A 13,614-nucleotide genomic window follows, 5' to 3' on the forward strand; every position below is an offset into this window, starting at 1 on the left:
GGTGGGGCGCGCCCGAATTCACGCATCGGGAGAGATTCCCTCTTGGTTGGTTGGAGAAATCCTGTCAGCTAACGGAGACTCGTAGAACGATGAATCCCCCTGCCTTCAGGCGGGGGAGAACGTCAATTTCCTCAGCCTAGGTTATATAACTGGGCTTGAGTGTGGAAAAGACGGGCATAGGTGCCATTGTGGGCGATTAGTTGGTCATGGGTGCCAATTTCGCTAATTCTCCCCCCTTCTAAGACGACAATCCGATCGGCGAGTTTAACGGTGGATAGACGATGACTAATTAACAGCGCGGTGGTGTTTTGGGTGAGGTGATGAAATTGCTGTAATACTTCTGCTTCAGCTTGGGGATCGAGGGCGCTGGTGGGTTCGTCTAAGATGAGGAGAGAGGCAGGACGCAGAAAACAACGGGCGATCGCAATTTTTTGCCATTCCCCTACACTTAACTCATTGCCTTCGGCGAATTGGGTGCCTAGGATGGTGTCGTATTTTTGGGGGAGTTGTGCGATCGCCTCCTCAATCCCCGTCGCTTGGGCCACCTGTTCTATCTCTCCCTCAGAGGGAAGACTATCCCAATTCCCCAGTTGGATATTTTCCCGCACCGTTAAATGATATCGCCCAAAATCTTGAAATACCACACTAATTTGTTGTCGTAAATCCCAATAATTCACCGCTCGTAAATCTACCCCATCCCATAAAATCCTCCCTCCCTTGGGATCGTATAAGCGGCACAACAACTTAACTAAGGTAGTTTTTCCGGCCCCATTTTCCCCCACTAAGGCAATAGTTTCACCCGGTTTAATCTGTAAACTCACATTCTCTAAAACCGGGCGGGAACTATGGGGATAGTGAAACTGTACATTTTCTAACGTAATCCCTCGTTGTAAGGGGATGGGCAAAACTTGAGGATTAGGGGGATTGATCACCCTATTGGGCAAGTTCAAAAAATCATAAAACTGCTCTAAAAATAAGCTATTCTCATACAATGTGCCTAAACTACGCACAGCATCCTGTAAAACCTGTTGACCCCGTTGAAAAGCTTGGTAATATAACACCAAACTCCCGACAGTTAGCTGATTATTATAGGTTTGATAAACTAAATAAGTGAGCAGAACAAATAATAAGATTGTAATCAGACTTTGACTCATACTTTCCGCCAGAGAACGCTGGAGTAAAATCCTGCGTTTTTGTTGAAAAATATCTTGGCGAATCCCTTGATATTTTTGTTTAAAATATCGCCCCAAATTAAATAACCTTAATTCTTTGGCATAGTTTTCCTCAATGAGGATAGAATGAAAATAAACCGCTATTCTCTCTTGGGGTAGCCATTTCTTCCACTTTTGATAAAGTTTTTGGGCAAACTTCAAGCGAATGATTAATAATGGAAGACTCACCCCTACTAATAACAGTGTGATTTGCCAGTTGACCAACAATAATAAACTAGAGAGTCCAATCAGCGATAAATTGCTTTGCAACAGTGTAATTAAGCTAGTAAAAATAATGCCCGGACGATAGGGCGCTTCTTGTTGGGTGAGGTGGAGAATATCGTAATATTGAGGATTTTCGTAATATTGCAAATCCACAGTAATCGACTTATCATGGATTTTGTTCTGTACATAATCCACAATTTTCTGCTGGTGTAATTCGTTTAAATAATGGCTACTAGCCAGTAAAATACTATTGACAAAACTAACAAATGATGCTAGGCAAATTAAAATAAAAACCGGGTAAAAATTCCCGACTTGAGAGGACTGTAAACTCAGGACGACTTGATCAATAATCAGTTTGCTGAGGTAGAGAGCCAGTAAAGGTAACAGCCCTTGTAAAACCACCAATAGCGCGCTAATGATTGTCCAGCTTGGGCTACTATTCCAAACCAAAACTAACGCCTTTTTGAGCCGTCTAATGTAAAGCAAAATTAGGGCAGGCAAAGAGATTTATCACTTAATTAGACTGATAGACTTGAGCATAGAGATCCAACACCCGACGAATAGCTTTTGTTCGTCGCATTTGATCCATATGGACACATTCCCACTCCGTCACAGCCCGGCCTTCTCGGGAACAGATGCCGAGGAGTCCACTGGCGACATTGCGGCCCCGTTGTAAGTCGAGTTGTTGATTGCCGTTGACATAAAAAGAAGCCGTGCGCGCCCAGGCCATAGCTTCTGTCCCCTGAAGTCCGGCCCGATAGGCAATGGCCAAGGCATAGGGGAATAAACGGGAGTGAATGGGACTGGCTTGATTATACAAATCGGCTGTATTGAGTAAGGCCTCAATATCTTGATCGGGATTAATCCCGGCGGCGTTTAAATCGGTTAAGTTGGTGGGTAGTCGTTCAAGGGAACGGGCTAAACACATTTTTTCCGCTAGACTAATATCCCCGCCACTGCGTCCTTGATCACTACAGGGGCCGAAATTGGTGACACGCTGGCCCCAGGAGAGATTGCCGGGGTCTACATGGCCAAAATAGTTGGGCGTTTGCTCCACATAGAGGGTGCCTTGTTCGGCGAAAACGCGATAGTTGCCCTCGGCCACCCCAATGGCCAACATCCCCAAGGAAATGGGGGTAGCAAAGAGGCGGGAATGGCGGGTTACGCTGTCGTTGATATCAAAGTTCGGGTTACTTTCGAGATCCTCTCCCCCTTGACGATAGGCGGCTTGTTGGTCAGCCGTGGGGGGGGGTGGGGTGTTGCTCGTGGGTCGATTGGAGTTTTGGGGGGTGGGGGAGTTGGTGGGGGTTTCCTCCCCTTCTGTTTCTAGGGCTTCGTAGTCTTCTGGAGGGCGCAGAGAATCCAGACGACTCATGGGGAGGGTCGGTAAAGCTGGAATGTTAGCGGTGGGCTGATAGCTTTGGCTGGGGTCGTAGCCTGATGGGAGGAAGTATTCTGGATTGATGGCGATCGCACTCCCAGCTGGGGAAGTTGTAGCCGAGTCGAGGGGAACAGAACGCACCATAAACCATGTGCCGCCAATTCCCAATAACCCAAACAAAGCCATCCGTGCTAACCAAACCCAATAAGACATAGTGATTTTTTGCAGAATTACACCAACGAAACAAGATACTTAAATTGCTGATTGACCATTTTATTGTTTTGTAAATCACCCTGATGGGCTTGTGGGCTGTTTTCCCGGCAAGCCTGATGCCAAATTTTAGTTTATGTCATACTGTAACAGATGTTTAACAAAATGTTGCGGAATTCCCCTTCCTCGCTTGCAGGGAGAGGGGATGAATAGCAACCAATAAACCAACTGAGCGATCGCGAATCCTCGGATGAGCAGCTACAATGTGATCGGCAACAGCAAATAACCATAATGTATAAGGCATACAAGTATCGCATCTACCCGACCGACGACCAAAAAGCCTCTCTCGCCAAGGCCTTTGGATGCTGTCGTTGGTATTGGAATTTTGCACTCAACCTATGCCAAGAAACCTATCTCAAGACAGGCAAAGGATTATCTCGTAGATATATCCAGAGTCTGTTACCAGGGTTAAAAAAGGAATACCCTTGGCTAACGGATGCCTATTCCCAGTCCTTGCAAGTTGTTGCTCTCAATCTTTCCACTGCCTACAAAAACTTCTTTGAGAAGCGGGCGCAATTGCCCCGTTTCAAGTCAAAGCATGGTCGGCAGTCCTTAAGTTATCCCGCCAACGTTAAGTTTGAGGGAGACTATATCAAACTACCGGGGAAGATTGGGCTAGTCTACTGCCATCGTCATCGAGAATTTGAAGGGACAATCAAAACTGTCACTGTCTCCCAGAATTCTGATGGCAAATACTATGCTTCGGTATTGGTGGATGATGGGCAAGAAACTCCCAGTCAGTCTACCGAAGGTAAAGCGGTTGGCATTGACGTTGGATTGACTCATTTCGCCATTACCAGTGATGGGTCAAAGTATGATAATCCCCGTCATTTCGCCAAACATCACCGTAACCTTAAACGCCAACAACAAAAACTATCCCGGAAGCAAAAGGGGAGTCAGAATAGAACTAAAGCGAAACAAAAAGTAGCTAAGGTTTATAGCAAGACGGCCCGTTGCCGTGAAGACTTTCTACACAAACTATCCCGCAAGATAGTCAACGAAAACCAAGTTATTGCTGTAGAGAATCTGAATGTGAAAGGGATGGTAAGAAACCACAAACTAGCCAAGGCAATTAGTGATGTGGGCTGGGGAATGTTCACCACAATGCTTAAATATAAAGCGGAGTGGGAAGGAAAAACCTATATTGAGGTTGACCGTTTCTTTGCCTCCTCTAAAACCTGTCACCTTTGCCTCAACCGAGTAGAGAGTTTGCCGTTAGATATGCGTCAATGGCAATGTCAACATTGTGGGACTTGCCACGATCGAGATATCAATGCGGCCCAAAATATCAGAAATGAAGCCTTGCGGATATTGTCGTTGGGAACCAGCGATACTGCCTGGGGAGGGAGTGTAAGACAACCTGGCAAAACATCGGTTTTGTTAGATGCAGTTCCCGTTGAATCAGGAAGCCCCATCCTCGCCAACGGCAGGGTGGGGTAGTTCACGTTTAGTCAAAAAAACCTGTGACCTTCGAGGTCTAACAGCCCCCTGTATGGGGGGGGTAAACCTGTTATCGTCTGAGGAATTATGCAGATTTTCCAACGTTTTCGTTTCCCGGTGATCCTTCGACGCTTGAAAGGAAGCTTTTTCCTCTTGCTCTTTACTCTCACCTTGGTGTTGACTGGGGTGGGAATGCCCAGTGCGATCGCCCAACTCCCCCTAGAACGCCTAACGACTCAATTTCCCGAAGTTTTCACCCAAATCAGTGACGAGGAAACTGTCCGCTTGGCTTGGATTCGCCTCGACGGTCGTCCCCTCTTTCAAATTGCCGAGGGTAGCACCCCCCTCGCCCAACGTCAGCGCGCCATTCAACACAACCTGCGCCTCATTTTAGAAGACTATCTCAGTCAAAACGACCCCCAGCTACAAATCGCCATTCGCCCTCAACAAGACACCTCAGACTCCCTCAACGTTCCCTACGAATCCCAAACCATCATTATTGAGGTTAACAACCAGGAACTAGCTAAAATTCTGCCCCAAGATGCCAGACAGCAATATAGTGACCCCCTATCCTATGCCGAAACCATTCGGAGCGCCCTGCTTGATGCCCTTCCTCGTGCCAGACGAGAACGAGAAGCCCAGTCCTTACAACAACAACTCTGGCGCGCTTTCGCCATCCTGGGTCTGACAGTTGCCCTCAGTTTTGCCGTCCATCATCTCAATCAACGCCTGCCCCATTTACGTCCGATTCAACAGCCTAACGCTGATACCCCCATCACCACCCAACTCACTCGGCAACGACAGGACAACCTGAAGGCCGTGCAGAAAATTCTCGGACGACTCGCTCAAGTTCTCCTGTGGGGGGTTTCTGGACTATTGTTGCTTTCCCTCTTCCCCTATACTCGTGGGGTTCAGGTCTGGCTGACTAGCCAACTGCGGATTTATTTCTTCGTCAGTCTGATTATCCTGTTGACCTATGTTGCCATTCGTTTGGCCTATATTCTCATTGACCGCTTTATTGAAACCTTTGTCATTAGCGCTCAATTAATCCCCCGACGAGATCAACGGATGAATCAGCGTGTTTCCACCATTTCCGGCGTAACCAAGGGGATTACGACCATTGTGGTGAGTATTATCGGCATTTTCGCCATTTTGATTCAATTAGGGGTAAATATTGGTCCACTGGTTGCTGGGGCTGGGTTGATCGGGGTTGCCATTTCTTTGGCTTCCCAAAACTTAATTAAAGACGCTATCAACGGGTTTCTAATTTTGGTTGAAGATCAGTACGCTGTGGGGGATGTGATTGGGGTGGGATCTGTGGCGGGTATGGTGGAAAAAATCACCCTGCGCATTACTCAACTCCGAGATACGGAACAGCGCTTGATTACGATTCCTAATAGTGAAATCCGCATTGTTTCTAATCTCTCTAGTCGTCATTCCCAAGCGGATATTAAAATCCCGGTGGCCTATAGTGCTAATGTTGACCAAGCCCTAGAGATTGTGAAACAAACCAGTTGGGGGATGCGTAATGATCCAGACTGGCAAAGCTGTATTCTCTCGGATCCGTTAATTTTAGGGCTGGATGAGTTCACGATTCAGGGCATGATTATTCGGGTGTGGATGCGCACTGAACCCCTGCAACAGTGGAATGTGGCCCGGGAGTTTCGACGACGGATTAAACAGGAATTAGATCGGGCGGGGATTCCTTTAATGGTGTCTCAGTACGAGTTTTTAAACCGTGAGGGGAGTTCTGAGGGGATGAGTGCGATCGCCGGATTTAACAATCATCACGGTTCAGATTAGTGTTTTCCAAGTTGATGAGCCAAGCTCCCCACGCCTTGGTTGCCGGGGAGTTCCAACATTCTTAGCTCCTGTTGAAATCACTCTGATTCAGCAAATCGTGCTACAACTCACCCAAGTGAGAATTGTAATTTTTAGAGACACAGCACAATGGCGCAATACGAACAGTTACTGGCAATGGCCGAAGATGAACTGACCCAATACAGCACCGATGCCCGGAAAATCGAGAAACTGCGGCGCAAAATTGCCCTTACCATTCCCTTTGCCCAACAACGGGAGATTCAAGCTCGACTGGAGCAAGAACTTCCCCAAAAAGGGAGCGCAGCTTGGGTAGAAAAAGAACGGCAAACCATCGCCCTCCCCTTTTGGGGTGTAGCTGGATTGGGCTTATTGTTAGGGATTTCCCTCTCTCAGCCCTTTGATTTTATCGCCACCGTGGGCGGCGTTGCGATCGCCTACAGCGTCCAAAAATGGGGCTGGCGCCTACAAGCCAAACGTCTCCTCCTCACCACCCTCCAAGACATCGAAGCCAAAAGCACCACCCCCTCCACATCAGGAAAGTAAAAAACAACCCAAAAAACAATTGTTATCTTGGAAAAGATACCCTATCTTTTCGAGCTAACCATCATCATGACTCATCCTGAAGAACCCTCCATTAGCAGTATCGTTAAACAACAAATCGGCATTTTAGCCACCTTTGTCATCATCTTCTGGGCTATCGAGATCATCAACGTCTCAGGCCTCAGTTGTCTCGTCGGCAATACGGGTGCAGTAGGACGCTGTGCAACAAGACTCATCGGCAGTTGTAACCTCATTCGTTTCGGCATTATTCCCCATAATCTCATCGGATTACGGGGCGTTTTATTGGCTCCCTTTATTCACGGAGGATTCCCTCACTTAATCGCCAACACCATCCCCTTTATCGTCCTAGGATGGTTAGTCATGTTACAAGAAACCCGCGATTTTTGGATTGTTACCGCCTTTACTATGGTCGTCGGTGGCTTAGGCACTTGGGTCTTCGGAATGCCCTGTTCCTTCCATATCGGGGCCAGTATTTTAATTTACGGTTACTTAGGCTTTCTCCTTTTCCGAGGCTATTATGAGCGCAACTTTATGTCTATTTTGCTCTCTATTGTCGTTTTTTCCCTTTACGGGGGCGTAATTTGGGGGGTTTTACCCACTCAACCCGGAGTATCTTGGCAAGGCCATTTATTTGGCTTGATTGGGGGGATTCTCGCCGCCAAATATATCGGCAAAGCCAGACGTGCCTTGAACGATTGACACTTTGAGCGAATTTGCGTCAAGATAAGCAATAGAAGTAAATTTTTGTAAAGGCGAATACTGGATGTCGTTTGAATTATTATCACTGGAAAACATCCAAGAGATTGCAGATCACTACGGTTATTGGGCAGTATTTGGTGGCATTGCCCTAGAAAATACAGGCATTCCCCTACCCGGTGAAACCATTACCCTTGTTGGTGGTTTTTTAGCGGGCAGTGGTGAACTCAATTATTGGTGGGTATTAGCCAGTGCAATGGGCGGTGCAATTGTAGGCGATAATTTTGGCTACTGGATTGGCAAATTTGGCGGGTGGCCTCTCTTAAAACGTCTTGGTCGTTTATTTCGCATCTCAGAACACCAATTAGAGAAAGCTAAAGCCCAGTTTAGTCAGAATGCCGGACGGGCTGTTTTTTTCGGACGCTTTGTGGCACTGTTGCGGATTTTCGCCGGACCGATGGCAGGCATTGCCCAGATGCCCTATCCTCAGTTTTTATTGTATAACTCCGGCGGGGCAGCCCTTTGGGCTTCCGTCATGGTGACATTATCCTTTTTTATTGGTCGAGTAGTTCCCCTCACTCAAATGGTGTCCTGGGTGGCTGATTTTGGCATTGTAGTATTAGTGGGGATTGTGGGCTGGGTGATTATTTCCCTATTGTTGGAGTCAAGAAAAAATCGCTTAGAATCCTCACCATTAGAGTGACCGACTCCCAAAGTTGAATCCTGTCCATTCGTTACACCCTCCCGACGCTGACTGCAACGGTACAGCGCGGGCTTCCCCACATCACTATGAGGCTTTCCTGATTCTACAAAAGGCCCTAGACATCTTGTTAGGGCTTGCTGAATAACTCGGGGAGTCGGGGAGCAGGGGAGAGGGTTAGATATTGCCCGACAAGAAATCGAAAATAAACATAGCAAAAGCAGCAACTGGATTAGACTTGCGTTGAACTTCCTCGTGTCGTTGAGACTGGCTAGAGGCTAACCGCACTTAGGAGTACAGGCTTCACACTCTCTGCGGGCTAATTAGAGGATGTTATCGCGTTCTGAATCAGTTGCTGCCCTTGCGTTCGTCGAGACAGATATGAAGGGTAACAGCTTTTTTACCTCTCTATGCTATTTGGACTCGAACTTGGCTGTTTTATCTGCCAGGGAAGCTTGATTAGCTTCAATTACTAATGTAGGAGAGTTAACTGGAAAAAACAAGGGTTTGTTACTAAAGTTAACTAAAAAAATCAGACCGGATGAACCCTAAAAATTTATTTTAAAACTAACTTAACTATGATGCTTTACCCAGACATAACCCCAAAAAATTCCAAGCAAAAGCGGTAACTACATAGACTTGCTCAACCTTTCTCCTCATCTTTAGTGACTGAATGGAGTGGGTACAGATTTCATAAATCCAAGTTTACGAATCTAGCCCATTGCTCCCTTCTGCTAGGTGGGGAAATCAAAGCTTTCTTCTGAGTTACCGCTTTTACCGTTCAACGAGACAGATATGATTTTAAACAGCGCTTTTTACCTCTCTATGCGTATTGTCTATGCGTATTCGATGTAACTTGCTTAACGTCAATAGCCTATGGATTTTTTCTAGACTATTGGGCTTGGCTGTTTTATCTGCCAGGGAAGCTTTAATTGCTTCAATTTCTACTGTAGGGAGGTTCTGAGAAAAACACAAGTTTTTGTTACTAAAGTTCATCAAACAAGGGAAAAAAAACCATTTTGTTTAGTTTGAGCTTGTTTTCGTTTACTAAAGTTAATACATAAAAGATTAATCGCTCATCTTTTGATGAAAGTGTTTTACAGCGAACAGTTGAACCGTTGGGCGGGGGTTCTCTGCACTTGGAAAAATAAAAAAATGCCGTGAGAAGGGCTGAAATTGTCCTTAAAGGCTTATCCTAGTCTAGCTAGCCCTTGTCATAGGCTGCTTGCCATTGAGTTGTCCTGTCGTTATAGACCCGAGCTTTTTTTATGATGGAGCAAACGCCGAGTTTTATCTCTCCTCCCCTAATCCCGGAAGACTTACGACTACCGGAAACCCTCAAGTTGGGAGTTCTGGCCTCGGGCAGTGGGAGTAATTTTGAGGCGATCGCCCATTCCATCGCCCAAGGTCAACTTAACGCCCAAATCCAAGTCCTGATCTACAACAAACCCAAAGCCAAAGCCCGAGAAAGAGCCGAGCGTTTAGGTATACCGGCCATTCTGCTCAATCACCGCCATTTCCGCAGTCGAGAAGCCCTCGATCACGAGATTGTCAATACCTTTAAACAGCATGACGTGGAATGGGTGATTATGGCCGGGTGGATGCGCATTGTCACCCCCGTATTATTGGATGCCTATTGCGATCGCGTCCTCAACATTCACCCCAGCCTACTCCCCAGTTTTCCCGGCGTAGATGGTGTAGAACAAGCCCTAGCCGCCGGAGTGAAAGTAACAGGCTGCACCGTCCACATCGCCAAAGAAGAAGTCGATAGCGGTCCCATTCTCATGCAAGCCGCCGTTCCCATCCTCCCCGACGACACATCCGAAACCCTTCACGCTCGGATTCAAGTGCAAGAGCATCTCATCTTCCCCCGTGCGATCGCCCTTGCCGCCTTGCAATACAGTGAATAACGCCATTATGATAGTCTTAAAACCAGTCTTCGGTTGAGTCAACCTTAGCCCCAAACTTCCCCCCTCAGCCCCATCGGCCATCGTGGATTACTAGGAGAACCAGAGCAATGGAAGGATGTTTACGAGTCGGACAACTCGCCCCAGAATTTAGCGCAACAGCCGTCATCGACCAAGAATTTAAAACCATTAAACTCTCCGACTACCGGGGTAAATACGTCGTTCTATTCTTCTACCCCCTTAACTTCACCTTCGTTTGTCCCACCGAAATTACAGCCTTTAGCGATCGCGCCAGCGAATTCACCACCCTGAAAACCCAAATTCTCGGCGTATCCGTCGATAGTGCCTTCTCCCACCTCGCCTGGATGCAAACCGAACGCAATCAAGGCGGCATCGGCAACATCACCTATCCCCTGATCTCCGACATCAAAAAAGACATCAGCACCGCCTACAACGTCCTAGACCCCGATGCTGGCGTAGCCATGCGCGGCCTCTTCATCCTCGACAAAGACGGCATCATCCAACACTCCACCATCAACAACCTCTCCTTCGGTCGCAGCGTAGACGAAACCCTCCGCACCCTCAAAGCCATTCAATACGTCCAAACCCACTCAGACGAAGTATGTCCAGCCGGATGGCAAGAAGGAGACAAAACCATCGTCTCCGACCCCAAAAAATCCAAAGTCTATTTTTCCGCCATCTAAAAACCAGAGCCGAAAATCTACCCAAAATATCCCAAAAATACCCCCACCCCCACTTGAGTCCAGTGGGGGCAGTTCAACTACAATAAAAAGGATGAACAGCCCATTGCCCCCATCCTATTAACCACTCTATGCTCACATCCACCGACTTCCGAGGTCTACTCAACCCCCGCTTCTTCTCCAACTTCCTACCCATCCCCGCCACCAGTCCCCTCCTCATCGGCCGCCAACCCCCCGACTTTTTGCTCCCCGATGTCCGCAACAAAACCACCCTAAGACTCTCCGACTACAAAAACAAACAAACCGTCATCCTCGCCTTTACCCGCATCTTTACCGAAAAACAATACTGTCCCCTCTGTTATCCCCACATCAAAGCCCTCAACGAAACCTACGAACAATTCACCGCCCAAGGCACCGAAATCCTCATGATTACCAGCACCGATAATCGACAAAGCCAAAAAGTTGTTCAGGATCTCAACCTAAAAATGCCCCTCCTCAGTAACCCCAGTTGCGACGTCTTCCGCAGTTACCAAGTCGGTCAAGCCCTAGGCGCACCCCTTCCCGCCCAGTTCATCATCGACAGCCAAGGCATCCTACGCTACAAACACCTCTTTTCCTTCCTAGAACCCAACGCCAGCATCGAGAAACTCCTCAGCCTCCTAAAGCCATAATTTCCCCCAATCTAAAGTCAGCAGGGGTCGCCCGTTATACCCGTAGGGTTAGCGGGGGAGAACTTCACTATCCTCCTCCCTTGCCGCCAAATCAAAAATTGAGTAAGATAAAAAGAAGCGTTTGCTGAAACGTTGGTGACTGCCCATTCAGTTTGTTGATCTATGCTTGAATGATACGGGAATCAATGCGTTTGCGGCGGTAGACCGAGCTTAGGTACTCGGAAACCTAAAGTAGAACCAAAGGTACCCACCTGGTTTATCCAGGTCAAAAACTGGGGTAAAACGGCGTTCCGGTGAGCCAAAAGCATAAAGTCCCTTTTATCTAACGGTAAAAGGGATTTTTAATGACCCATTGACAATTATTTCCGACTCCTCGTCCGTAAAAGATAGTTCCTCTTGTGTTTTTGTAGAGTAGAATCAGAACATTCGAGGCTGTAGCCCGTTCCAGCTAGCTGGACTCAACCTAGGATTTTCCGAATGAGTAGTATGGGCCGTAATATGTTTATGAAACAGGCAGTAAACCTATCGAGGGAGCATCAAACTGCTTTGGAGTCACCCCAAGATACAGAAGAACTTCAGGAAACCATCTTTCGGTTTTTCTTAGACTTAGTACGGCATTTTCCCCCGGCCGATGCCCTACAGGAATTTTGCCGCATCTTTTTTGAATATGAATCCTCCCCCAGCAATATTCAAGTCTTTCGTGCGGTAACAGCCTTAATTTCCCATGACAACAAATCAGAGTTTTTAAATACCTTCAAACGTTGTTGTTATATTTTAATTAATAATTGGGAATCCAATCGTAGTTTTGAGGCAATTCAAGACCTCATTGATGTCTTTGAATTTACCAACTTTGAAGAAGCACAAAGTCGCACCTCCCGTTTAACTCATCGCTACAACTCCCCCTCTGCCAAAATTACCCGGCGGCTCAATTCTTGGGTTCAAGAGTTTAAAAATGGTCAAGATTACCAAGACTTACAACTCTTTATTGCCAAAGTTGATCCCCAATTAAAGCATCATCACGAATCCCTTTTACAAAAACACGCTGATGAACAAAATCGTCCTCTCCGCAAAGCTAGAATTGAGAGCAAAAGTTTACACTGGAGTAAACGTTACACCTCTTATTTACTGGTTCCCCAATACATAAACACACAAAACTCACCTGAACAGCGAGAAGCCGCTAGACAACTTTCCCATGAACTGAAACAACAGTTCAAATTTGATCTCGCAATGTATACAGCCCTTTCCCAGTCTGAGGTTGGTCGTCAAGACCTACCCGATAATCCCACAGGCTTAGGAGAAGAAGCCGTCCGCCTAATTAAGAAAATTGTCGCTAAACGAGGGAAATTTAGCTACAGCAACTTAGCGCATATTTTTACCAAACAAGTTGAGGGATTGTACTACCAAGAATTTAAAGAAGCCTTAAAAAACTATTTAACGGGTTATGCTGACTATCAAGGGAATGAAAAAAAACCTGAACTTGGCTCATTCCAACACAAAGTCAGTGAGTATATTGATAACATCTATCCAGACTATGAAGAAGAAATTCTCAATGACTCACTCCTTTTGAGAACTTGTAATCGTCTCGTTGATGATTTAACCACAACCGATCAAAATGTACCATCAGAACTGTTTGCCCGTTTCCTTTCCCAAGGGCGTCCCCTTACCTTAGTGATTGTTTTATTAAAGTTAATTCTGATCTGTCCTTCCGCACGAATGCACTTAGATCATCAGATTGCTTGTCTCATTCGTTACTATATGCAGTTTCCCGAGGAAGAGTGTCAATGGGCTGTACAGTTCTTTGAGATTTTCAATATTACGTTTGCGATTTATGCCGATAAAGATGTTAAGTATGAGTTAATCCGACGATCCTCCAACAATCAATCTGCTAACACAGATGAGGATGGTCAATGGGATGACTATTGTATTTTTTCTCAATCTAAAGGAGAGTCTTCTAGGACAAAGCAGCAAGGCACAAAGAATCAATCTTAAACAACCCCATAGGTTTGACACTCCCATCGCTAAAAGCGAGG

Annotated in this window: 11 protein-coding genes, 1 other RNA gene and 1 pseudogene; 11 read left to right on the forward strand and 2 right to left on the reverse strand. The window is 46.5% G+C overall.

Annotation, left to right across the window (positions count from 1 at the left end; all coding sequences use genetic code 11):
• Nucleotides 1-85, forward strand: a pseudogene (locus K4A83_RS22995) (RNA-guided endonuclease TnpB family protein); the annotation flags it as partial.
• Nucleotides 86-131: 46 nt separating this feature from the next.
• On the opposite strand, the gene K4A83_RS04340 reads toward K4A83_RS22995, so the two are convergent.
• Both K4A83_RS04340 and K4A83_RS04345 read right to left on the reverse strand, forming a co-directional pair.
• A complete protein-coding gene (locus K4A83_RS04340; protein ID WP_265263193.1) occupies nt 132-1,937 on the reverse strand; it encodes an ABC transporter ATP-binding protein in 1,806 nt (601 codons plus the stop codon).
• 13 nt (nt 1,938-1,950) lie between these two features.
• A complete protein-coding gene (locus K4A83_RS04345; RefSeq protein ID WP_265263194.1) occupies nt 1,951-3,030 on the reverse strand; it encodes a hypothetical protein in 1,080 nt (359 codons plus the stop codon).
• 288 nt (nt 3,031-3,318) lie between these two features.
• Here K4A83_RS04345 and K4A83_RS04350 point away from each other — a divergent pair, with 288 nt between their 5' ends.
• The 10 genes from K4A83_RS04350 to K4A83_RS04395 all read left to right on the forward strand — a co-directional run bounded on the left by K4A83_RS04350 (nt 3,319) and on the right by K4A83_RS04395 (nt 13,573).
• Nucleotides 3,319-4,527 (forward strand): RNA-guided endonuclease InsQ/TnpB family protein, encoded by a 1,209-nt coding sequence (locus K4A83_RS04350; RefSeq protein WP_265263195.1) that lies wholly within the window; start codon nt 3,319-3,321, stop codon nt 4,525-4,527.
• 87 nt (nt 4,528-4,614) lie between these two features.
• Nucleotides 4,615-6,330 carry a mechanosensitive ion channel family protein gene (locus K4A83_RS04355; RefSeq protein WP_265263196.1) on the forward strand — a complete coding sequence of 572 codons (1,716 nt, stop codon included), beginning with the start codon at nt 4,615-4,617 and terminating at the stop codon, nt 6,328-6,330.
• A gap of 147 nt (nt 6,331-6,477) precedes the next feature.
• Nucleotides 6,478-6,891 (forward strand): hypothetical protein, encoded by a 414-nt coding sequence (locus K4A83_RS04360; RefSeq protein ID WP_265263197.1) that lies wholly within the window; start codon nt 6,478-6,480, stop codon nt 6,889-6,891.
• Nucleotides 6,892-6,957: 66 nt separating this feature from the next.
• Nucleotides 6,958-7,608: a rhomboid family intramembrane serine protease gene (locus K4A83_RS04365; RefSeq protein ID WP_265263198.1), complete on the forward strand. Its 651-nt coding sequence runs from the start codon at nt 6,958-6,960 to the stop codon at nt 7,606-7,608.
• A gap of 64 nt (nt 7,609-7,672) precedes the next feature.
• On the forward strand, nt 7,673-8,308 hold the full coding sequence (locus K4A83_RS04370; protein ID WP_265263199.1) for a DedA family protein: 636 nt from the start codon (nt 7,673-7,675) through the stop codon (nt 8,306-8,308).
• Between the two features lie 1,265 nt (nt 8,309-9,573).
• Nucleotides 9,574-10,215, forward strand: coding sequence for a phosphoribosylglycinamide formyltransferase (purN, locus tag K4A83_RS04375; protein WP_265263200.1), 642 nt, complete (start codon nt 9,574-9,576; stop codon nt 10,213-10,215).
• A gap of 107 nt (nt 10,216-10,322) precedes the next feature.
• On the forward strand, nt 10,323-10,916 hold the full coding sequence (locus K4A83_RS04380) for a peroxiredoxin (protein ID WP_265263202.1): 594 nt from the start codon (nt 10,323-10,325) through the stop codon (nt 10,914-10,916).
• Between the two features lie 128 nt (nt 10,917-11,044).
• Complete coding sequence (locus tag K4A83_RS04385) at nt 11,045-11,584, forward strand: peroxiredoxin family protein (protein ID WP_265263204.1); 540 nt, start codon at nt 11,045-11,047, stop codon at nt 11,582-11,584.
• Nucleotides 11,585-11,702: 118 nt separating this feature from the next.
• A non-coding RNA gene (gene ssrS / locus K4A83_RS04390) (6S RNA) lies at nt 11,703-11,885 on the forward strand.
• 203 nt (nt 11,886-12,088) lie between these two features.
• On the forward strand, nt 12,089-13,573 hold the full coding sequence (locus K4A83_RS04395; protein ID WP_265263205.1) for a hypothetical protein: 1,485 nt from the start codon (nt 12,089-12,091) through the stop codon (nt 13,571-13,573).
• Nucleotides 13,574-13,614 lie beyond the last annotated feature (41 nt).

This window comes from Spirulina subsalsa FACHB-351 (assembly GCF_026130165.1).
Lineage (GTDB): Bacteria > Cyanobacteriota > Cyanobacteriia > Cyanobacteriales > Spirulinaceae > Spirulina_A > Spirulina_A subsalsa_A.